This is a genomic window from Vibrio sp. THAF190c (assembly GCF_009363355.1).
Lineage (GTDB): Bacteria > Pseudomonadota > Gammaproteobacteria > Enterobacterales > Vibrionaceae > Vibrio > Vibrio fortis_A.
On record NZ_CP045339.1, the window covers coordinates 1,185,307 to 1,207,250 of the forward strand.

Below are 21,944 nucleotides of genomic sequence, written 5' to 3' on the forward strand. Positions count from 1 at the left end.
GTTACATAATGTTGCGAAATGTTTCTTGGTGGAAAGTGAGATTGACAGGGTAAAATTCACTTTGAATTTTAATTCGTTTTTGTTGGGTTTTTAGTTAGATATATATTTTTATAACTATAAATATTTTCTAGGTTTTTGAGTGATTTTTAATTTTAACTATTTGTTTTTATTTTGCATTTTGTTTTCTATAGTTCCATTTGTTTTATTTTATATATTTTAATGCAACTTTTTTGTCATTCATCGCTTACGGTTGCCTCACTTGTTAAATGAAGGTAACAACTTCGGTTTCGACTAGAGGTTGTTAGTGAGTAAACACCCCAAGTTACAAATGGATATGACAATGAATAAGAAACTTTTAGCGCTTGCTGTTTCTGGCGCTGTATTTGGTACACAGGCAGTTGCAGTAGAACTTTACAACGAAGATGGCACAACATTCTCTGTTGGCGGTCACGTATCAGTTGCTGTTGGTGACGTAAACAGTGGCGATCGCATTAGCAATGACGACATTGGTGTTGAAACTGTATCTCCACGTATCAACTTCAACGCAACTCACGATCTAGGCAACGGCTTTACAGCTGATGCTAAAGGTGAGTGGGCGCTTAACATGCTTGACGGTGGCGACAATGCATTCTCTACTCGTCTTGGTTATGTTGGTCTAACTCATGACGACTTTGGTCGTGCAGCTGTTGGTACTCAGTGGGCACCATACTACAGCGTAGCGGGTGTTGCAGATATGCCAATCGCATTTGCAAACGACTTCATCTACGACGATCACGGTAACCTAGGTACAGGTCGTGGTGAAGAGATGGTGAGCTATTCCAACGCACTAGATTTTGGTGATGCTGGTTCATTAGGTCTTGGTGTTGCATGGCAAGGTCGTAAAGCTGATTCAGTTAAATACAGCGACGCTGTTACTCTAGATAACGAGTACGGCAACCGCGCTCAAATCGCTATAAACTACAACATCGCTGATTTCTCAGTGAACTACGCATACAACACTGGTGACGTGAACTTTGAAGGCATCTCTGGTTCCAAAACTGCAGACTCTAACGTTGTAAGTGCTACTTACGGTTCATACGGTTCAGGCCTATACCTTGCTGGTGTTTACGCAATGAACAACTACATGAACAAGACTTCTTTAGGTCCTTTAGAAGAGACAACAGCAGTTGAACTGCTTGCAGCTTACGCGCTATCTAACAGCTTAAACCTAAGCGTTAACTACGAAGCGGTTGAAGACGAGAAGCTAAACGCAACTGTGTTCAGCACAACTGCTGTACAAGCTGAATACAACTTCACGTCTCAGTTCGTAGGTTTTGCTGGCTACCAGTTCGATCTACAAGGCTCTGGTGTTTACAAAGACAAAGCTGACGACCAGTGGCTACTTGGTGCTCGTTACTACCTATAAGCCAACCATAATTCAGCATAGTGTTTACTCCCAAGAGTATTACCCCTCTTAGGATACTGTCCTAAACACTTGCTAGGCCCCTTCTAATCGAAAGGTTTGAAGGGGCTGCTTTATTTTACATCTCAAAAGCTTCCCCCTTACTCATCCTATTCGGACTGCGCTAAAGATCAGATATTTGAAACAAGGTGTTAGGTTGTCAAAGATTCTTCATCATTGATCAGTTAAACTCTTTGCTCGATTAATGGTCAGGGAAAGACAATGAGCAACACGCATGTAGAACAGCAGTGGCAGGACTCCAAAATTACCGCAACACCAAGCAAAGTTCTTTGCGTAGGTCGTAACTATGTTGATCACATTGAAGAGTTGAACAATGCCATTCCTGAACATATGGTGGTCTTTAATAAGCCTAGTACCTGTGTGACCTCTACCTTAACCTCTTTCCACCAAGAAGCACTCCATTATGAAGCGGAGATCTGTTTTATTGTCGAGCAAGGGCAATATGTTGCTGTCGGCATAGGTCTAGATCTTACTAAGCGTGAACTCCAGAGTTACCTAAAAGGAAAGGGCTTACCATGGGAGCGTGCCAAAGCATTCGATGGTTCTGCGGTACTCAGCCGTTTTGTACAGCTCGACGGAGTTGATCTGTCAGACCTTCATTTAGAGCTCTTTATTAATTGTGTTCGAGTTCAGAAAGGCCATGTATCGCAGATGCTTTACCCACCGCAAACTATCCTTGAGGAGCTGAGTTCGTACACCACGCTGCTTGATGGTGATGTGGTTATGACGGGCACACCAAAAGGTGTGGGTGAGGTTCATCAAGGCGACCTATTCTTGGGCCGCTTGAAGTGTGGTGAGCAGACTTTGGTCGAGATAGAGTGGGTAGCTAAGTAACGAAATAGCTAAACATACTATCGATTCAGACGACTCAGTTCCCCCGCTGTTTTGAGTCTACGGACAACAATTACCCCTCAAATATAGTTATCTTTAAGTTGGATTAACGAATTACGTTGATGAGTTGTGCTGCTTTGGTTTTTTATTCGTTAAATAATCAAAGTTTCAACTGATTGCATCTAGTGAAAAGTGTTTGGTTGATATAAAATCCGCCGTCTTTTTTGTATCAACGCACAATCTAATGATCGATTTAGCTATTCTTCCTGTTTACTTAACTGCCGTCGTTGCACTGCTTCTTCTTCCTGGTCCTGACATGTTACTGATCGCAAGCTCTAGTATGAGTTACGGGCGAAAAGTAGGCTTGTTTGCGAGTTTAGGTAATGCGACGTCTGGGATCATTCTGACGGTTTTAGCGGCTATGGGTGTATCGGCGTTGATTGCAATGAGCCCGCTTGCTTTAAAAGCACTTCATCTGTTGGGTGGTGCATATCTGCTGAAAATGGGGTGGGATTGCCTTCACTCTGATCAAGGTGATGCACCTGAACTTAGTGATAATTCGGCGGCCAAAGCATACTACCAAAGAGCGCTGATCAGTAATCTACTTAATCCCAAAGCATTGGTGTTCTTTGTGATGTTTCTCCCTCAGTTCGTTTCAACTAACATTGAAGCCACTTCGGGTGAACAAATGCTTGTGTTGGGCTTGCTGCTTAACTTATTGGGTTTGACCTTTAATTTCTTGCTGGTTGCACTGGCAGGAACTCTGGGCAAACCATTATTGGAAAACGCGAAGTTTAGAACGTATCAACAGAAAGTAATGGGTGGCGTGTTTGTGATCTTGTCGCTTTGGATGCTGTCTTCGTTTTTTGGTTAATCTAAGCTAAACTAAATTGAATAAAAATGGACGCCTGAGCGTCCATTTTTATATCGAAAGAGCTATTTTACCGAGCGTCTAGATTTACTCTCAAACGCCAGTTTAAAGCTGCTATTGATTGAGTTCGCTCTGATGCTGCTCGATGAGCAGATTCATGTATGCCTCACCTCGTTGAATCGCTTCAGAGTAGCTCTCACCCTGTTCGTAAGAGGTGACCGTTTCGTAGTACACCTTCACTTTAGGTTCTGTACCTGAAGGTCGAACGATAATGCGTGACCCGTCTTCTAAATGGTAAATAAGTACATCACTTGCAGGAAGGTTGATCGCTTCCGTAGCTCCACCGACCGTAACACGTAGCGATGATTGCAAATCTTCAATGACTTTTATCGCAATACCATTGATGGCAGTAGGCTGTTGGCTTCTCAATTTGGAGCCAATAGAAGGTGCTGTTGGGTCAAGTGCAATGCTACGCTGAGCGTTAGTGTATAGGCCGTGTTGCATGTAGATATCAGCCAGCAAGTCCCACACTGTCTTGCCTTGTGATTTGAGCTCTTCAACAAGTTGAGCAAATACCACTAGAGCAGATAGACCATCTTTATCGCGGACTAGAGTACCCATGGTGTAACCAAGTGCTTCTTCATAGGCAAACAGGAACTCATTGTTTTCATCTTCCAACTGCATACCAACGTTAGTCAGCCATTTGAAGCCTGTTAAGGTTTGGAAGTATTTTGCTCCATTCGAATTTGCGACTTTTTCCAGCAGGGTTGAAGAGACGATACTGTTACCGATAAGCTGCGTTTTCGCGTGCGCTTTGGCTGACAAGTACTGTGCGAAGAGCACGCCAACTTGGTCACCGGTCAGCATCTTATAGCCGCCTTCTGGAAGTTTGACGGCAACCGCAAATCTGTCTGCATCCGGGTCGTTAGCACAAGCGATATCGGCATCTACACTCTCTGCCAATTGAACAACCAGATCCATAGCTCCTTTCTCTTCCGGGTTAGGGAAGTTAACTGTCGGGAAATGCCCATCCGGTTCTCGTTGTTCAGCAACACTGAATACTTTATGGAAGCCATTGTCGTGGAGTAGGTCCTCAGCCATTTGCGCGCCGACGCCATGCATCGCTGTGTATGCAATAACCGTTTCCAATTCGGAGCCTTGTTTGCTGATAAAAGACGCTTGATTCACGGCTTGGCGGTAAGCTTGATAGTACTCTTCCGTTAGCCAAACCAGTTTCTCATCTTGTTCCGCATCACTTAAGCTCATTAGCGGGATGGGCTTGGTCGCTGCGATATCGATCTCTGCCGCGATGCCACTGTCGTGTGGTGGGATGATTTGTGCACCATTCTCCCAGTACACCTTGAAGCCATTGTACTCTGGCGGATTGTGACTCGCTGTAACAACAATGCCAGCGGCTGCTCCAAAACGTTCAATACCAAAGGCGACGATAGGCGTTGCGGCTACTTTACTCGTCAGGTAAACCTTAAAACCAAGTGCACACAAAACAGATGCGGTATCGGTAGCAAACTGCTTTGAATCCAGTCGTCCATCGTAACCAATAACAACACCACGTTGCAGTGCTTGCGGGACATGGTCAGCTAGGTAGTGGCCTAAACCTGTTGCTGTTTCTTGAATCACTAAACGATTCATTCGATTAGGGCCACAGCCCACTTTGCCTCGTAAACCCGCTGTACCAAACTCCAATCTTTGACTGAATCGGTCGCCAATTTCATCGTGGTTCTTTTCATCAATCAGCAGTTGAAGTTCATCGTGGTTCTTTTCATCAATCAGCAGTTGAAGTTCTTCGCGAGTTCTTGGATCTGGGTCTCTCGCCAACCAGTTCATGGCATCTTGCATATTCATTAACCTTCTCGTTATAAATCGGCTTTGCGATCAATGTAATTGATATTCATTCGCATTACCTTGAAGGCAATCGTAAAACTTGCGCAAACAGTGATAAAGGTTCGACTTTTTTGCTGAGGCACAAATTAAATAATTGAGCATTTAGTAACTAATGCGACCTTGAATATTTGAGTATCGATAACTAGCCTTTTACATAAATATAACAAAAAGTAACAACTTCGCTGTTTTTGAACCTTTTATCGAGTTTGCTCGTAGCTTTTAACAGACAGGTAGCAGTGTTGGCAATCTGTCATTGAGGATTGCTTGTCGGTCTGATTCCAAGTCTTTCATTTTTGAGACGGCGTTTGCCGTTTGATAGCTCGCACATATCCAATATGGATGGATAGAGGAGAGATCTTTTGAAACGATTATTGCTGAGGTATGCGCTACTAATCAGTAGTGTTATGTCGCTGTTAGTGGCTCCACTTGTTCAAGCAACGAGTGAATACAACATGACGCAAGGGGTAACGGAGATTAGTGGCAAAGTCTACGAGCTGCACATGCTGATCTTCTACATTTGCTGCGCCATTGCGTTTGTTGTGTTTGGTGTCATGTTCTATTCGATCCTAAGGCACAGGAAATCGAAGGGAGCAGTTGCCGCACATTTTCACGAAAGCACCAAAGTCGAAATCATCTGGACCATCATTCCTATTATCATCCTTATCGCAATGGCAATCCCTGCAACCAAAACCTTGATTGCAATGGAAGATACTTCTCAATCTGAACTGACAGTTAAAATTACAGGCTCACAGTGGAAGTGGCATTACAGTTACTTCGGTGAAGACGTTGAGTATTTCAGTTTACTGGCAACCAGTGACAAAGAGATTGAAGGTATCGAAGCGAAGGGCGCGCATTACTTGTTAGAGGTAGACAAACCACTTGTGCTACCGATTAATCGTAAAGTTCGTTTCTTAATGACCTCGGACGATGTGATTCACTCTTGGTGGGTTCCTGCATTCGCTGTGAAAAAAGACACAATTCCAGGTTTTATTAATGAAGCTTGGACAAAAATAGATGAGCCCGGCGTTTATCGTGGACAATGTGCTGAGTTATGTGGTCGTGCTCACGGCTTCATGCCGATTGTTGTTCAAGCCATGGAAGAAGAAGATTTCGATGTTTGGCTGGCTGACCAGAAGGCGCTCGCGATTGCTGAGGCTCAAGCCGCTAAGGAAGCATTAGATGCGTCACTTTCTTTGGAAGAGCTGAATACGATTGGTGAGCAAGTTTATGCATCTCGCTGTGCTGTTTGTCACCAAGCAAACGGCGAGGGTATTCCAGGAGCATTCCCTGCTATCAAGGGTAGCCCAGTGGCACTTGGAAATGTATCGGAGCATATTGATGTCATCGTCTATGGCCGCTCTGGAACTGCGATGCAGGCCTTTGATAACCAACTTACAGAAAAAGAGATCGCTGCAGTAATTACCTACCAACGTAATGCTTGGGGTAATGATACTGGTGATGTTATTCAAGCGTCAGACATCAATGCCTACAAGCAGCAAGTTGAAGGTGGAGGTGAGGATGCAGCCACCGACTCGAATGCAACGCCGAATAGCAAGGAGGCGATATGAGTTCACCAATTAACAAGCCGGTGAAATCTGCTCCGGCTGAAGATTTAGCGGCTAGTCACACTGCTGACGATTTAATCGATGTAACTGAGCATGACCATCATGAAGCTCCGAAGGGGTGGGCTCGTTGGCTCTATTCCACTAACCACAAAGATATAGGCACGCTCTATCTGTGGTTCAGTTTTGCCATGTTCCTAACGGGTGGCGCGATGGCCATGGTGATTCGTGCCGAGCTATTTCAGCCAGGGCTACAGCTGGTTGAGCCAGACTTCTTCAATCAGATGACAACCGTTCATGGGTTGATCATGGTGTTTGGTGCAGTCATGCCAGCGTTTACTGGCCTTGCCAACTGGATGATTCCGATGATGATCGGAGCGCCAGATATGGCTCTGCCTCGTATGAACAACCTCAGTTTTTGGATCCTTCCTTTTGCGTTCCTCATTTTAATCGGATCCCTGTTTACTGAAGGCGGTGGCCCAAGCTTTGGTTGGACTTTCTACGCGCCTCTATCGACAACTTATGGGCCTGACAGTACGGCGCTGTTCGTTTTCTCTGTTCATATCATGGGTATTAGTTCGATCATGGGTGCGATCAACGTGATTGTAACCATCGTCAATATGCGAGCTCCTGGTATGACTTGGTTCAAGCTGCCGATGTTCGTTTGGACATGGTTGATTACTGCGTTTTTGTTAATAGCGGTGATGCCAGTCCTCGCAGGCGCGGTAACTATGGTGCTAACCGATAAGTACTTTGGGACGAGCTTCTTTGATGCGGCTGGTGGGGGAGACCCTGTGATGTTCCAACACATCTTCTGGTTCTTTGGACATCCAGAGGTGTACATCATGATCTTGCCATCATTTGGTATTGTTTCAGCGATTATCCCAGCCTTCAGTGGTAAGCGTTTGTTTGGTTACCATTCAATGGTTTATGCAACGTGCAGTATTGCAATCTTGTCTTTCTTGGTATGGGCACACCATATGTTCACCACCGGGATGCCAGTCTTCGCCGAGCTGTTCTTTATGTATTGCACGATGCTGATTGCGGTGCCTACAGGAGTGAAGGTGTTTAACTGGGTTGCGACCATGTGGCGAGGGGCGCTGACCTTCGAAACTCCGATGCTCTTTGCGATCGCGTTTATTGTACTGTTTACTATCGGTGGCTTTTCTGGGTTGATGTTGGCGATTGTTCCAGCCGACTTCCAATATCACGATACCTACTTTGTGGTCGCGCATTTCCACTATGTTCTGGTTACCGGGGCAGTGTTCTCTATCATGGCCGCAGCTTACTATTGGCTGCCTAAATGGACGGGCAACATGTATGACCACAAATTGAGTTTGTGGCACTTCTGGACTTCGGTCATTTCCGTGAATGTTCTGTTCTTCCCAATGCATTTCCTTGGTTTAGCAGGGATGCCACGTCGTATTCCTGACTATGCGATTCAGTTTGCTGATGTGAATCAGGTGGTATCGATTGGTGGTTTTGCCTTCGGTTTATCGCAATTGATCTTCCTATGGCTGGTCATCAAATGCATTAAAGGTGGAGAGCCAGCAGAGAGTAAACCTTGGGAGAGAGCGGAAGGGCTAGAGTGGACAGTCCCAAGTCCTGCTCCGCATCACACCTTTACACACCCACCCAAAGTGGACTGAGGTGAGCTATGGACAAGCAATCGCGAGACGAACATACACAAACTCAAAATAACACCACAAAGCGGTCAACCAAAAAACTGACGGCCTATTTGGTATTGAGTGTGATTGGCATGTTTGGCTTTGGGTTTGCTTTGGTGCCGCTGTATGACGTGATGTGTGAAGCTTTGGGTATCAATGGCAAGACTAATACCGTGTCTGCAGTTCAGCCTCAGGGTATGCAGCCCGATTACAGTCGCACAGTACGAGTTGAGTTTATGTCGCATATTAAGCCCGACATGCCATGGCGATTTGAGCCAGAGAAGCGCGTGCTTGAAGTTCACCCTGGAGAAGTGATTCAGACCAACTACATTGCTACCAATATGTCTGGGCTGAATCTAGTTGGGCAAGCAGTGCCGTCGGTATCTCCCGGCAACGGTGCAACATACTTCAATAAGATGGAGTGCTTTTGCTTCAATCAACAACCGTTGAACGCCAAGCAGAGTACCGAGATGGGCTTGATCTTCTATATTGAGCCTAATATTCCAGAGTCGATTCACACTCTGACTCTCTCTTATACCTTATTTAACATTACCAATGGGACGTCATCAGAGCAGAATGTAGTCGCGAAAAACTGAGCCGTCGCAAGAACCTGTATCAACAAAAGGAGTTGAGCAATGAGTTCTAAAAAGGAAATCTACTTTGTTCCGCATCAGAGTCACTGGCCTCTAGTTGGCGCTGTCGCTCTCTTTCTTGTCGCATTAGGTTCAGGGTTAACTGTGCAGAATATGGGGACTGACGCAGCGGGTGGAGTATTTGGCAAAGTTACTTTGGTACTGGGTTTTGCGGTGCTGCTCTACATGTTGGCTGGGTGGTTCAGTAATGTGATTACCGAATCGTTAAGTGGCCTCTATTCTGAGCAGATTTCTCGCTCCTTCCGACAAGGTATGAGCTGGTTTATTTTCTCTGAAATCATGTTCTTCGGTGCCTTTTTTGGCGCACTTTTCTACGCGCGAATGATCTCAGTGCCTTGGTTAGGTGGTGCAGGGAACAACGAGATGACCCATGAAGTGCTGTGGCCGATGTTTCAATCGATGTGGCCGCTAACAACCACGCCAGATGGTGTGACTACTCAAGCTATGTCTTGGCAGGGGTTACCGCTGAAAAATACTGTTATCTTACTGCTCTCGTCCGTGACACTGCACATGGCTCATATCAGCCTTGAAAAGAACCAACGAATGGCGCTAACGGTTTGGTTGGAAATTACGATAGTGCTCGCAGGCTTCTTTCTTTTCTTTCAAGCAGAAGAATATATCCATGCCTACCAAGAGATGAATTTGACTTTACAGTCAGGCATCTACGGTAACACTTTCTTTTTACTAACTGGTTTTCATGGCTTGCATGTCTGCTTAGGGACTATCTTTTTGATCGTGTTGTTAGGGCGTGTAGCCAAAGACCACTTTACGCCTAAAGACCATTTTGCCTTCCAAGCAGGTAGCTGGTATTGGCACTTTGTTGATGTGGTCTGGCTGGGTCTATTTATCTTCGTTTACGTGCTGTGATTCCTCTAGCCATTGGGTTTGAACAGTTAGTAAGGGCGTGGATTAGGTGTGATAAAGCCTGTCGCCATCGCAAGCAGCAATAGGATCACCACAACGGCAGAGAAGAAGACGCGTCGCCCTAGGAAATGACTTAGCTGTTTGCCATTGTGTTTGCCCGATGAGAACTGAAATAACGCTTTCATGAGGTTGAAGGCAATAACAAACAGAAGGGCGACAAGAAGAACTTTAAACAAGATTACGGATGTCGATGAAACCATGGTGTTAACCCCTAATGAAGCAAATCATCAAAACAATCAACGTCGAAATGTCGGCGTTTGGGTGGTTGCTCTTTTAACTTTGGTTTCTGTCAGCTTATTAATCAAGTTGGGCTTATGGCAAAGAGAGCGTGGGTTTGAGAAGCAGCAGCTTGAACAACATCTGGCGATGAGAGCAACTCAACCAAGTAAGCCATTGGTGACTGTGCTAACTGATTGGGAAATTTGGGCAAATAGTATCGAAAGTAAGGCTCTCTCTATAACGGACCAGAGCAATAGCGCTGCAGGCAGCGAATACTTAAAGATGTTGAATGGAACCAAAGTAACGGTGAACTTTGCTGAAGATAACGGGTTGATGTTCTTACTGGATAATCAAACTCACCAAGGCAGTGTTGGGTACATCTTGTATCAGTTAATGCCTGTAATTGGATTCTCTGAGCCGAAGTACATCTTAGTGGATTTAGGTTTTGTCAAAGCCAGCAAAAAGCGTAGTGAGCTTCCGGTGATTGAATTGCCTTTAATGCCTCAACAAGTTTCGGGTCGTTTATATGTTCGTTCCACTAACCCATTAAGTTCTGATTTGGCTTTAGAAGAGACCACGCCGAAGCGTATTCAAAATTTAAATATCGCAGCGATATCCGATTATACCGCTACAGATATTCTACCTGTTTTGTTTCAACCGATTCAGGATGAGATGTGGCCTTATGAATTGCTATGGCGGCCAACAGCGATGAAGTCAGAAAAACACTTTGGCTATTCAGTGCAGTGGTTTGCGATGGCAGCGGTATTGTCGGGATTGATGTTGCTCTTGGGCTACCGTTTTTTCAGCAAGCGCGACAAAAGGGAGAATCACGATGAAAAGTGATGAGCAAATGGCATTTGAGAAAAGACGCCGCAAAGGGCGATGGCTACTTGTCGGGCTTGTTATTATTTTTGCTTTGCCAGCCATAATCGCGAAAACCGTTTTAGATCAACACTGGTACAACGAAGGGGCAACCAACACTGGTTTACTTATTGAACCAAGGGTGACGCTTAATGATCTCTCTATAGATTTTGAAGATCCAAATCAAGGGTGGCTTATTGGTTATGTTGCCCCTGAAGGCTGTAACCAACTATGCAAGCAGCAGCTTCATTATATTAAACAGAGCTATTTGGCCTTGGGTAAAAATCGCGAACGTGTGACGCCAGTGATCTTTGCTACTAGCGCTGAAGGCAACAGTGCTGTTGACCAAGAGGCTTTCACACAAGTAATGGGTAATCAACAGCTTACCAATAAACTCGGTGAAGCCTCTATTGTTGTCATCGACCCTCTAGGGCAGCTAGTGATGGTGTATGAGAGTGTTGCGGAGTCAGAAGAGCTAGTACCTCAATCAAAAGGCTTAATCCATGATTTGAGGAAGTTACTGAAGTTGTCTCGAGTCGGGTGAGTTTCTAAAAGAGTAGCGAGTTGTTTCACAACAGATAGGGAGATCGGTATTGATGATGAATTCAACCCCTAGATCATTGCTGTTACTAGTTAAAGTGAGCTTGATTCTGACGCTCATCGTGATTGTGTTGGGCGCATATACTCGCTTGTCTGATGCAGGACTAGGTTGCCCTGATTGGCCTGGCTGTTATGGCAAGCTCGTAGTGCCCTCGGGTGAGTCGGCTGTCGCAAATGCAAATTTAGAGTATCCAGAGAGAGCTCTAGAAGCGGATAAGGCTTGGATAGAGATGGTGCATCGCTACTTCGCTGGCTCGCTTGGTCTACTTATTTTTGCGATCGCTGCTTGGAGTGTCTCGAAACGTGTGACGCCAATAGGGTTGCCGTTACTCATCGCAGCCACCGTTATCTTTCAGGCGCTGCTTGGGATGTGGACGGTAACACTGAAATTGATGCCAGCCGTCGTAATGGCACATTTGATGGGAGGCTTCACGCTTCTGTCATTGCTGAGCTTGCTGTACTGCCGTTTAAACAAGATAGGGCAGGGTTTTGCGCCATTTAAATCATTGTGGTTAAGGTTTTGGGCGAGCATCAGCCTCGTGGTTGTGGTCGGGCAGATCTTGTTGGGAGGCTGGACGTCATCGAACTATGCAGCATTAGTCTGTACCCAACTGCCAATTTGTGAAGGTAACTGGTTCGCTTATCTGGACTTTGATAAGGCGTTTGATCTTTGGCAAAGCGGGCACGACAACTACGAGTTTGGTGTGTTGGAATATCCTGCTCGCTTGACCATTCATGTTATGCATAGGTTCGGAGCCATGGCTGCGGTGTTGGTGGTGTTAATTACGGTTTATCAGCTCTGGTCACAAGCTGGGCATGGGCAAAGAAAGCTCGGTGCCATCTTAGCATTTGTACTGTTGTGTCAGGTTGGACTCGGTATCAGTAACGTCTGGTTCCATTTGCCTATCTCAGTTGCCGTAATGCACAACCTAGTGGCGGCACTGTTGCTGGTCACATTGGTCGTTACCAACTTTTTGGTATGGCAGCGTCAGACAAGGGACTTTTTATTGAAGGGAAGCGCATTAGGCGGAGGTAAACATGGCTAGTAGAACGGATACTCATAATCAATTTGTACCATCGTCTAATACTGCTGTACGAGAGAAAGCAGTGTGGAGAGTCTACCTAACTCTGACCAAGCCTAAGGTTGTCGCATTAATGCTACTCACGGCGCTAGTTGGGATGTGCCTTGCCGTACCTAACGGTCTACCGATTCAACAAACTGTGTTCGGGATGCTCGGTATTGGGTTGATGGCTGGATCCGCTGCGGCATTCAATCACTTGATTGATAGAAGAATTGATGGGCAGATGAGCAGGACGAGTCGAAGACCATTACCTTCAGGAGAGTTAAGTAGTGCTCGTGTATTTATCTTTGCAGCATCGATCGGTGTTATTGGCTTTGTTGCTTTAGTTGTGTGGGTGAACGCGCTCACAGCATGGTTAACTTTCGCAAGTTTGTTGGGTTACGCAGTGGTTTATACCATGTATCTCAAACGGGCGACGCCTCAAAATATCGTCATAGCAGGTATTGCTGGTGCTATGCCACCTTTGCTCGGTTGGACGGCTGTCACTAACGAGTTGCACTCTCATGCTTGGCTGTTGGTGATGATTATCTTTATTTGGACACCGCCTCATTTCTGGGCGTTGGCGATTCACCGTAGAGATGAGTACGCTAAGGTGAATATCCCTATGTTGCCGGTTACTCATGGCATTGAGTACACCAAGACATCAATTCTTCTCTATACGCTTTTACTTAGTGTGGTGTGTATTTTACCTGTGTTGGTTGGTATGAGCAGTTGGATATACCTCAGTGCATCTTTAGTACTCAATGGCGGTTTTGTTTACCACGCTTGGGTTCTGAAGTATCGCAGCAATGCTGCAAGCGCAATGCAAGCCTTCAAGTTCTCTATCTATCACCTTATGGTGTTGTTTGCTGCGTTGTTGCTTGACCATTATTTGTTGTAAGTGCCAGCAGGTATGAAGATTACTTGCCTTAATCACTTCTCACGCATCAATCAAACTAATAAATCAGGTATGCATATACAGTGGGCATGCTTGACACTTTTGTTTGGGCGTAAGACTCATTTAGGTGGCTAAATTAGTACAAAATTGGGTTCATAACACAACCAAACCTTTGGTTTTCACTAACCTTACGTTGACATAATTTCTATAGAAAAAAGCACAATTAATAGGTCTGAATTATACAAAGGGAACCTCATGGAATTTACCGACCTAGATAGAGATGCACTATATCAAACTTGGATGTCACAGAAGTCGCGTATGCGTCTGACTCAAATGGAATTTTCAAAGAAGCTGGGTATGAATCAACTCGCCTTCTCAAGAGTCCTAAGAGGTGAAACCCCATTAACGATGTCTTTTGTCAGCCAGTTTTGTCGTTTGTTGCACCTCGAGCCAAAGAATGTTTTGCCATCTTTAAAAGAGGGTAGTGAAGGGCCAAAAGTCGTCTATTTACAAAGTAGAATGAGTGTTGATGGTGAGATCCAAAACGCTTATATAGAAGGTAATCAAGTCGTAGTAGAGTACGCACATACGGTAAAGCCAAATTAGCTTTAGAAATTGGTCGTATATCAACAACAAACTTTTCGACATATTTTTTATATATGGTATAGCATACTTATGTTATTCAGTTAATGATGAGTGCTAACATGACCTTTCTAAAATATTCCCTTCTGGCTGCCATCAGTGTCATCCTTGTCGGATGTGCTGGTGGGCCGATCCAAAAAGCCACTAAATTTACCTCTTACGACGATTTTACTCCAGGCCCTGATGGTGGTGTCGATTTGGTGTGGGCTCGTATTGGCCTGCGGGACGCAGAGCGCCTACAGAATAAATTAGAAGAGTATGATTCAGTCGTTATTGACCAGATCTTCGTGCTCGCGGAAGAAGGCTCGATTGATTCTGGCGATATTCAAGAGTTAACCGACCACATGAATGAACGGCTTACCGAGCGTATTTCTCAATACAAGAAAGTAGTGAGTGAGCCCAATGGCAGCAGCTTGAGACTGAGTATCGCATTAAGCAATGTGGAAACGCCGAATCCTATTTTAGCCGTAACGAGTAGCGTACTGCCGTTTGGCCTCGCGATGTCGACGATTTCCAAGGTAACCACGGGTGAGCATACCAACGTAGGCAGTGCGAGTATTGAGCTGTTGGTCAGTGATGCCCAAGATGGAACACCGCTGTTTGCTGCGATAGACCGTCAAGCAGGAAACAAAGACTTTTCGACCATGATTGACTCGCTTGATGACGCGAAAGACGCGATCAACTACTGGGTTGAGCGTTTAGGTGTTACCCTGACGAATAAGAATCAACTCTAAGAAAGATGAAACCATGTTAGACAAAGAGAACTTGATGAAGCTGGCACGGGTACAGATGCCATTTGGGAAGTACGCAGGACGAGTACTCATTGACCTACCTGAAGAGTATTTGCTGTGGTTTGACAAGAAAGGGTTCCCCAATGGAGAGCTTGGAGACCTGTTGAAGCTCTGCCTGGCATTGAAAATTGAGGGGCTGGACAGTGTTGTTAAGCCTCTGAAAAGAATGTAAAGCGTAAAACAGCTGGCAAAATGTCAGCTGTTTTTTTATTCGAATCGCGAAAAAATGAAGCTAACTTTGTGCTAACTGTTTGTAAAATTGACGATTTTATTGAGTGTAAATTTTTATATACAAAGTGTTTTTAATGTAAAACATAAAAAAAATTGCGTTTTTTTTAAATTAGTGATTGAAACTCTCGTTTTTCCTAGATAAGTTACAGGGAACAAGACGATAAGCGCTGATGTGAAAATTGTGCAAACAATATGCATACTCAGCTCAAGGATAGAAATAGGAAGAAGTAAGCAATGTTTCAAACAGATGATGTACGAATTAATAAAGTAAAAGAGTTATTACCCCCTGTTGCGGTACTAGAAAAGTTCCCTGCGACAGAAGTTGCTTCTTCTACAACTTTTGAAAGCCGTAAAGCGATTCACAATATTTTAGAAGACAAAGATGATCGCCTACTTGTGATCGTTGGTCCATGTTCTATTCATGATCCAGAAGCTGCGCTTGAGTATGGTAAGCGTTTGAAAGTACTGCGTGATGAACTGGGTGATCGTCTAGAAATCGTAATGCGTGTTTACTTTGAGAAGCCACGTACTACCGTAGGTTGGAAAGGTCTAATCAACGACCCGTACATGGATGATACGTTTAAGCTAAACGATGGCCTACGTATGGGACGTAAGCTGCTGCTAGACCTAACTGATATGGGTATGCCAACAGCAAGTGAGTTCCTAGATATGATCACGCCACAATATGTAGCGGATTTGATCAGCTGGGGCGCAATTGGCGCTCGTACTACTGAATCTCAAGTACACCGTGAGCTGGCGTCTGGTCTGTCTTGCCCAGTTGGTTTTAAGAATGGCACGGATGGCAACATTAAGATCGCGACAGATGCAATTCGTTCTGCAAGCTCGTCTCACCACTTCTTGTCTGTAACTAAGTACGGTCATTCTGCGATCGTAGAAACGGCAGGTAACCCTGACTGTCACATCATTCTACGTGGTGGTAAAGAGCCAAACTACAGTGCAGAGCACGTTGCTAAGATCAAACAAGAACTTGAAGCATCAGGCTTGCCTCAAAAGGTAATGATCGATTTCAGCCACGCAAACAGCTCTAAGCAGTTTAAACGTCAACTGAACGTTTCAGACGACGTTAGTGCACAAATTGCTGGCGGCGATGCTGCTGTCTTCGGTGTAATGATTGAGTCACACCTAGTTGAAGGTCGTCAAGATCTTGTTGATGGAAAGGTAGAGACTTACGGTCAATCAATCACTGATGCATGTATTGGTTGGGAAGACACAGAAACAGTATTACGCCAATTGGCTGATGCAGTTGAGAGTCGTCGTAACAAGTAACGTTACCTAACTCATTGAATAAAAACCTTGTTGTGCTGCAGCAAGGTTTTTTTGTTTTCTATTACAAGAACTTCGAGCCACTCTCTTTATAGGGATATAGATACCATAAAACATTGACTTACCGTATTGCTGATGGTTAAATTGAATGATGTTCGATAACTTGAAGGGTTTCATTCATGAAAACAAAATTCGTGCTTCCGAGCGTTGCTTTAGTGGTACTAGCGGTGTTCAACACTCTTACGGTAGAAGCTGCGCAAGGGTTTACTGCAGAGCAACTATGTAAAGCTGGTCTTGCTTTAGCAATCGATAAGAAACCTCGTGGTATTAAAGCGACTTCAAGTGCAAGTAATCAACGTATTCTACTTAGCCTGAAAGACGGTAAGAACGAATGGGATTACCGCTGTAAGGTTAACCGTGGCAACAAAACAGTAAAATTGGAAGCGCGTGAACTCAAGCGAAATGATAAGTTTCTAGGTCAAGCGATACGTTATGACGTCGCCGATGCAAAGCGTTCAGTTAAAGTGACGATGAAGAAACGTACAGGTAGTGGTTTGATCAACGAAACGTTTACTAGTATTCAACTGAAATAGTTTTACAGTGAATTAGTAGAGGAACCTGTAAGCCATAGATTCGTGAGCTGTGAAGAGCCCCAGAGAAGTAAAGAGCCATACATTAGGTATGGCTCTCTTTGTTTTTAAAGGCTGCTTTCTGGTGTGATTGGTGCTGCGTGCTCTGAGGTAGGGGCGACACCTTGCTGCAAATGAAGGGTTTGTGTTGGGAACGCGACATCAGCTTGATGGGCGTGCACAATCTCTAGCACTTTAAGCAACACATCCTGTTTTACCTCGTGAAAACGAATCCAGTTGACCGTTTTTGTGAAGGTGTAAATGAAGAAGTTGAGGGATGAAGGACCAAACTTATCAAAGTTCACGATTAGTGTTTGCTTGGCATCAATATCCGGATGGTTTTCTAGCATCGTCTTTACTTCATCCACAATCGCTTGCATCTTGTCAGCATCTTCGTAACGAAGGCCTATGGTCTCATTGATACGACGATTAAGCATGCGTGATGGGTTCTCCACTACGATATTACTGAACACCGAGTTCGGTACGTAAATCGGTCTTTTGTCGAACGTTCTGATGATAGTCATGCGCCAGCCGATGCGTTCTACTGTACCTTCAATCTGACGATCTGGAGATCGAATCCAGTCTCCAACTTTGAATGGGCGATCGAAATAGATCATCATGCCGCCAAAGAAGTTAGATAGCAGGTCTTTCGCTGCCAAACCGACGATTAAGCCACCCACACCACCAAAGGTCAGAAGGCCAGATAGACTTAAACCAAAGGTCTGCATGATGGTGAGTGCTCCCATCACCATAAAGAACAGACGGAATACTTTGGCTATGGCCTGAACCGTTGTCTCATCACGTTTCTTCTGCGCTAGGATGTACTCTTCACTGTTGGTGATCATTCTGAGCGTGAACCACACGAAGGTACAGATAATTAAGATGTGCTTGAGGGTACGAAGCCAGTTGATTTCGCCCCCAAATTCCCCTTGTAAAATCAATCCCAGAGAGACAGTGCCTGGCCAGCACCAAAGTACGGTACTGACTGGCGTTTTGAGCGCATCGAGCAGCAAATCATCCCAATGGAATGCGGTTTTCTTGGCTAATATTTCCAAGCGACTATGAAGGATTCGCCATGCAACCCATGCGAAGAAACTAGCAACAGTGATGAATAAAACACTGCTACTCCATTCATGATGGTTTGCATTTACGTAAGTCTGAACTTGTTGAATTAATTCGTTCATATTTTGAATTCACTCAGTGATAACGCGGATGTCATAGCAAGTGTTGTCCCCAAAAGAAATAGAATAGCTGCGTCTAGGTAGCTTTATGCAATTGTGTGCTATGACAGAAAAATAAGTGGCCCGAAATTAGCAGAAATCCAATTTGTTCTCTACCTTTAAAATCAAGAGATTAGGAAATTTTATCAGCGTAATGATGAATAATCTTATTCACTCAACGCTGCTGTTGAAGACTTGTTGTTTAACCTCAACCAATGAGGATAGAGGAAATTATGACAGATAAACAGTTTGCCGTGATTGGGTTAGGCCGTTTTGGGCTCGCGGTATGCAAAGAGCTTCAAGATTCAGGGGCGCAGGTGCTAGCGGTAGATATTAACGAAGAGCGAGTTAAAGAAGCGGCTAGCTTTGTATCGCAAGGTATTGTCGCAAACTGTACCAACGAACAAACCGTGAAGGAATTGCGATTAGATGAGTACGATATGATCATGGTTTCAATTGGCTCTGATGTGAACGCCAGTATTCTGACCACACTTGTTGTGAAAGAGGCGGGGGCTAAAACGGTATGGGTGAAGGCGAACGATAAGTTTCACGCTAAGATTCTGACTAAGATTGGAGCAGACCATGTCATACTTCCCGAGCGAGATATGGGTATCCGAGTCGCAAGAAAGATGCTCGACAGACGCGTGTTAGAGTTTATTGATTTGGGTAGTGAACTCGCTCTGACTGAAATTGTAATAGGACATAATCTACTTGGGCGACCGCTCTCCGACCTTAAACTGTGTCAACAAAGTGATGTGCATGTATTGGGTTTCAAACGTGGCCCCAACTTGGTCAAAGCACCTGAGTTGGATATTAGTTTGGAGATTGGGGACGTGGTCATCATTGCGGGCCCTAAAGAGTTATTGGCTAATCGACTTAAATCATTGTCATAAGGCGGTCTATGCATTCAGTTCAAAGAAGAGGGCTGTTCTACACCTTAAAGCCAGACAATAAGCCGAAGAAAGGGTCTGAACCAAAGATCATCCTCACCAGTTTTCTTGGTGTTCTTATTCCGTCCGCGATTCTTCTTACTTTGCCCGTCTTTTCGGTTACGGGCCTTTCATTCACTGACGCCCTGTTTACTGCGACCTCAGCGATAAGCGTAACTGGTTTAGGTGTCGTGGATACTGGAACCCATTTTACTCTGGCGGGTAAAGTCCTATTGATGTTCCTAATGCAGGTAGGTGGGCTCGGCCAAATGACTTTGTCTGCGGTGCTCCTATATATGTTTGGGGTGAGGCTTAGTTTGAAGCAGCAAGCGCTCGCTAAAGAGGCATTAGGACAAGATAAGCGCGTCAACTTGAGAAGTTTGGTCAAAAAGATCATCGCGTTTGCGCTTATCGCGGAAGTCATTGGTTTTATTCTGCTCTGTTTTCGTTGGGTACCAGAATATGGATGGGAAACCGGGAGCTTTTATGCTCTGTTTCACGCTATTTCGGCTTTTAACAACGCAGGCTTTGCGCTCTTTTCAGATAGCATGATGAAGTTTGTAGATGATCCTCTAGTGATCTTCACTCTAGCGGGGTTGTTCATCTTTGGAGGTTTGGGGTTCACTGTCGTCGGTGATTTAGCATCAAATTGGCGCCGTGGCTTCAATCACCTACATCTACACACCAAAATCATGTTAACAGCGACTCCGACACTGCTTTTAGTTGGAACCGTATTGTTCTGGTTGTTAGAGCGAAATAATAGTGAAACGATGCAAGGCCTCACAACGAACGGTCAGTGGCTGGCAGCTTTCTTTCAATCAGCCAGTGCTCGTACCGCAGGGTTTAATAGTGTCGACCTTACTCACTATACTCAGCCCGCTCTACTCGTCATGATCGTCTTGATGTTAATTGGTGCCGGCTCAACTTCTACGGGGGGAGGGATCAAAGTGTCAACGTTCGCAGTGGCTTTTGTGGCTACGTGGAGTTTTTTACGCCAGAAAAAGCACGTCGTGATGTTTAAGCGTACTGTCTCATGGCAAGCTGTTACTAAATCCTTAGCTATTATTGTGGTCAGTGGAGCCATGCTAACGACAGCGATGTTTTTGTTGATGTTAACGGAGAAAGCAGCATTTGATCGTGTCATGTTTGAAGTAATATCAGCCTTTGCAACCGTTGGTTTGACTGCAGGGCTAACTGCAAACTTATCAGAGCCGGGCAAATACATTATGGTAGTCGTTATGGTTATTGGCCGAATAGGGCCGTTAACTTTGGCTTATATGTTAGCAAGACCAGAGCCCTCGCTGGTGAAGTATCCAGAAGATACTGTGCTAACGGGATAATTCTTCATTGGATTGAATTGAAAAAGCCAGCGTCAATGCTGGCTTTTGTCTTCTAGTTCTCGAATGGCGATTAACCTTCAAACATCTCTAGATAATCTCCGTATCCCTCTTCAGCTAGCTTCTCGACTGGAATGAATCGCATAGCCGCTGAGTTCATGCAGTAACGCAGTCCTGTCGGCTTTGGTCCATCTTTAAACACGTGACCAAGGTGTGAATCACCAAAGCGGCTGCGTACTTCGGTACGTGGATAAATCAGCTTGTAATCGGTTGTCGTCACAATGTAGTTGTCATTGATTGGTTGAGTGAAACTCGGCCAACCCGTACCTGACTTGTACTTGTCTTTTGATGAAAAAAGCGGTTCACCGGTTACGATATCAACATAGATGCCTTCTTCTTTGTTATCCCAGTACTCATTATCGAAAGGGCGTTCTGTCGCGTCTTTTTGAGTCACGTTATACTGAAGCGATGTCAGCTTCTGCTTGATCTCGGACTGTGAAGGCTTAGTGTAAACTTTCACGTTTGCAGCTTGGTTTTTGCCATCTAATATCTGGCGAATCGTTTGTGGGTTTTCTTGGCGATCATCACCAAAGATTTTATCTAGGTACTGATCTCGACCTGACGCATAACGGTAGTAGTTGTAACGAACCTTACTCTTTTTGTAGTAGTCTTGATGGTAGTCTTCTGCTGGCCAGAATTTTTTAAACTCAATCAGCTCAGTTTTTAAAGGAGCACCAAATAGGTTTGCCTCTTCGATTTCATTCATGAAGTTTTGAGCAATCTCTTTTTGCTCAGCGTTATGATAGAAAACCGCTGGACGATATTGAGGGCCACGATCGACAAACGAACCTTTGTCGTCGGTTGGGTCAATATGACGAAAGAACTGGTCAAGAACTTGCTCGTAGTTAACCACGCTAGGGTCATAAACAACCTTGATTACTTCGATGTGCTCCGTTTTTCCTGATGCTACTTGTTTGTATGTTGGGTTCTCCAGCTTTCCACCTGAGTAACCCGAAACAACATCGATTACGCCATCGAGTTTTTCAAGATCGGACTCGGTACACCAAAAACAACCACCAGCTAAAGTTGCAACTGCAGTTTTACCAGAGTGTGCCTCTTTATCCATTGTATTGGCTGTGCCTGTTTGGCTAACAAATAGTGAAACCAGTGGTAATGCGACCACGAGTGAAACCAATATTTTAGATAATTTCTTCATAGATACCTCATCTTGACGTTTACTCATTCGATGCTGAATGTACGAATAGAGACAGGACTTTGATGGAAAAAATTACACTATTCACTAAAAAAATATTTTGAAATTAAATTGTGCGTGTTTAAACGGGACGACTTGCTCTCCGAAACGACCAGTA

The 21,944-nt window shown here is 44.6% G+C and carries 22 protein-coding genes; 18 read left to right on the forward strand and 4 right to left on the reverse strand.

What is annotated here, in order from left to right:
• The first annotated feature begins 340 nt into the window (after window positions 1–340).
• The 3 genes from FIV04_RS20355 (at window position 341) to FIV04_RS20365 (ending at window position 3,167) form a co-directional block, all read left to right on the forward strand.
• Window positions 341–1,405 (forward strand): porin, encoded by a 1,065-nt coding sequence (locus FIV04_RS20355; RefSeq protein ID WP_152470305.1) that lies wholly within the window; start codon window positions 341–343, stop codon window positions 1,403–1,405.
• Between the two features lie 258 nt (window positions 1,406–1,663).
• Complete coding sequence (locus FIV04_RS20360) at window positions 1,664–2,296, forward strand: fumarylacetoacetate hydrolase family protein (protein WP_152470306.1); 633 nt, start codon at window positions 1,664–1,666, stop codon at window positions 2,294–2,296.
• Between the two features lie 241 nt (window positions 2,297–2,537).
• Window positions 2,538–3,167 (forward strand): LysE family translocator, encoded by a 630-nt coding sequence (locus FIV04_RS20365; RefSeq protein ID WP_152470307.1) that lies wholly within the window; start codon window positions 2,538–2,540, stop codon window positions 3,165–3,167.
• A gap of 111 nt (window positions 3,168–3,278) precedes the next feature.
• Here FIV04_RS20365 and FIV04_RS20370 read toward each other — a convergent pair whose 3' ends face one another.
• Window positions 3,279–5,021: a phospho-sugar mutase gene (locus tag FIV04_RS20370; RefSeq protein WP_152470679.1), complete on the reverse strand. Its 1,743-nt coding sequence runs from the start codon at window positions 5,019–5,021 to the stop codon at window positions 3,279–3,281.
• A gap of 404 nt (window positions 5,022–5,425) precedes the next feature.
• Between FIV04_RS20370 and coxB the strand changes: the two genes are divergently transcribed.
• From coxB to FIV04_RS20390, 4 genes are read left to right on the forward strand one after another with little or no spacing between them, the layout of a single operon-like run.
• Complete coding sequence (gene coxB, locus FIV04_RS20375; RefSeq protein WP_152470308.1) at window positions 5,426–6,634, forward strand: cytochrome c oxidase subunit II; 1,209 nt, start codon at window positions 5,426–5,428, stop codon at window positions 6,632–6,634.
• Entirely contained in the window at window positions 6,631–8,277 is a 1,647-nt protein-coding gene (gene ctaD, locus FIV04_RS20380; RefSeq protein WP_152470309.1) for a cytochrome c oxidase subunit I, read from the forward strand. The genes coxB and ctaD overlap by 4 nt, the downstream gene beginning before the upstream one ends.
• 8 nt (window positions 8,278–8,285) lie before the next feature.
• The gene (locus tag FIV04_RS20385) at window positions 8,286–8,891 is read left to right on the forward strand and encodes a cytochrome c oxidase assembly protein (RefSeq protein WP_152470310.1); all 606 of its coding nucleotides are present in this window, start codon (window positions 8,286–8,288) and stop codon (window positions 8,889–8,891) included.
• 39 nt (window positions 8,892–8,930) lie between these two features.
• Window positions 8,931–9,815: a cytochrome c oxidase subunit 3 gene (locus tag FIV04_RS20390; RefSeq protein ID WP_150868646.1), complete on the forward strand. Its 885-nt coding sequence runs from the start codon at window positions 8,931–8,933 to the stop codon at window positions 9,813–9,815.
• A gap of 26 nt (window positions 9,816–9,841) precedes the next feature.
• Here the strand turns inward: FIV04_RS20390 and FIV04_RS20395 are convergent, their stop codons facing one another.
• A complete protein-coding gene (locus FIV04_RS20395; RefSeq protein WP_152470311.1) occupies window positions 9,842–10,072 on the reverse strand; it encodes a DUF2909 domain-containing protein in 231 nt (76 codons plus the stop codon).
• On the opposite strand from FIV04_RS20395, the gene FIV04_RS20400 reads away from it, so the two are divergent.
• The 9 genes from FIV04_RS20400 to FIV04_RS20440 all read left to right on the forward strand — a co-directional run bounded on the left by FIV04_RS20400 (window position 10,071) and on the right by FIV04_RS20440 (window position 17,052).
• Entirely contained in the window at window positions 10,071–10,934 is an 864-nt protein-coding gene (locus FIV04_RS20400; RefSeq protein ID WP_367618264.1) for an SURF1 family protein, read from the forward strand. The genes FIV04_RS20395 and FIV04_RS20400 overlap by 2 nt on opposite strands.
• Window positions 10,924–11,496, forward strand: coding sequence for a hypothetical protein (locus FIV04_RS20405; protein WP_152470313.1), 573 nt, complete (start codon window positions 10,924–10,926; stop codon window positions 11,494–11,496). Before FIV04_RS20400 ends, FIV04_RS20405 begins: the two co-directional genes overlap by 11 nt.
• Window positions 11,497–11,548: 52 nt before the next feature.
• Complete coding sequence (locus tag FIV04_RS20410; RefSeq protein WP_152470314.1) at window positions 11,549–12,598, forward strand: heme A synthase; 1,050 nt, start codon at window positions 11,549–11,551, stop codon at window positions 12,596–12,598.
• Entirely contained in the window at window positions 12,591–13,514 is a 924-nt protein-coding gene (gene cyoE, locus FIV04_RS20415; RefSeq protein WP_152470315.1) for a heme o synthase, read from the forward strand. The genes FIV04_RS20410 and cyoE overlap by 8 nt, the downstream gene beginning before the upstream one ends.
• 252 nt (window positions 13,515–13,766) lie before the next feature.
• The gene (locus FIV04_RS20420) at window positions 13,767–14,117 is read left to right on the forward strand and encodes a helix-turn-helix transcriptional regulator (protein WP_150868652.1); all 351 of its coding nucleotides are present in this window, start codon (window positions 13,767–13,769) and stop codon (window positions 14,115–14,117) included.
• A 98-nt stretch (window positions 14,118–14,215) separates the two neighbouring features.
• Window positions 14,216–14,887, forward strand: coding sequence for a DUF3313 domain-containing protein (locus FIV04_RS20425; protein ID WP_152470316.1), 672 nt, complete (start codon window positions 14,216–14,218; stop codon window positions 14,885–14,887).
• Between the two features lie 13 nt (window positions 14,888–14,900).
• Window positions 14,901–15,116, forward strand: coding sequence for a DUF3820 family protein (locus tag FIV04_RS20430; protein WP_032550272.1), 216 nt, complete (start codon window positions 14,901–14,903; stop codon window positions 15,114–15,116).
• A gap of 293 nt (window positions 15,117–15,409) precedes the next feature.
• Window positions 15,410–16,462: a 3-deoxy-7-phosphoheptulonate synthase AroG gene (gene aroG / locus FIV04_RS20435; protein ID WP_150868654.1), complete on the forward strand. Its 1,053-nt coding sequence runs from the start codon at window positions 15,410–15,412 to the stop codon at window positions 16,460–16,462.
• A 176-nt stretch (window positions 16,463–16,638) separates the two neighbouring features.
• Window positions 16,639–17,052, forward strand: a complete 414-nt coding sequence (locus FIV04_RS20440; protein ID WP_152470317.1) for a hypothetical protein — start codon at window positions 16,639–16,641, stop codon at window positions 17,050–17,052.
• Window positions 17,053–17,156: 104 nt separating this feature from the next.
• On the opposite strand, the gene FIV04_RS20445 is transcribed toward FIV04_RS20440, so the two are convergent.
• Entirely contained in the window at window positions 17,157–18,272 is a 1,116-nt protein-coding gene (locus tag FIV04_RS20445) for a mechanosensitive ion channel family protein (protein ID WP_152470318.1), read from the reverse strand.
• 269 nt (window positions 18,273–18,541) lie between these two features.
• Between FIV04_RS20445 and FIV04_RS20450 the strand changes: the two genes are divergently transcribed.
• A complete protein-coding gene (locus tag FIV04_RS20450; protein WP_152470319.1) occupies window positions 18,542–19,201 on the forward strand; it encodes a TrkA family potassium uptake protein in 660 nt (219 codons plus the stop codon).
• Between the two features lie 8 nt (window positions 19,202–19,209).
• Window positions 19,210–20,577: a TrkH family potassium uptake protein gene (locus FIV04_RS20455; RefSeq protein WP_152470320.1), complete on the forward strand. Its 1,368-nt coding sequence runs from the start codon at window positions 19,210–19,212 to the stop codon at window positions 20,575–20,577.
• Window positions 20,578–20,647: 70 nt separating this feature from the next.
• Here the strand turns inward: FIV04_RS20455 and msrB are convergent, their stop codons facing one another.
• Complete coding sequence (gene msrB / locus FIV04_RS20460) at window positions 20,648–21,790, reverse strand: peptide-methionine (R)-S-oxide reductase MsrB (protein ID WP_152470321.1); 1,143 nt, start codon at window positions 21,788–21,790, stop codon at window positions 20,648–20,650.
• Window positions 21,791–21,944: the final 154 nt, after the last annotated feature.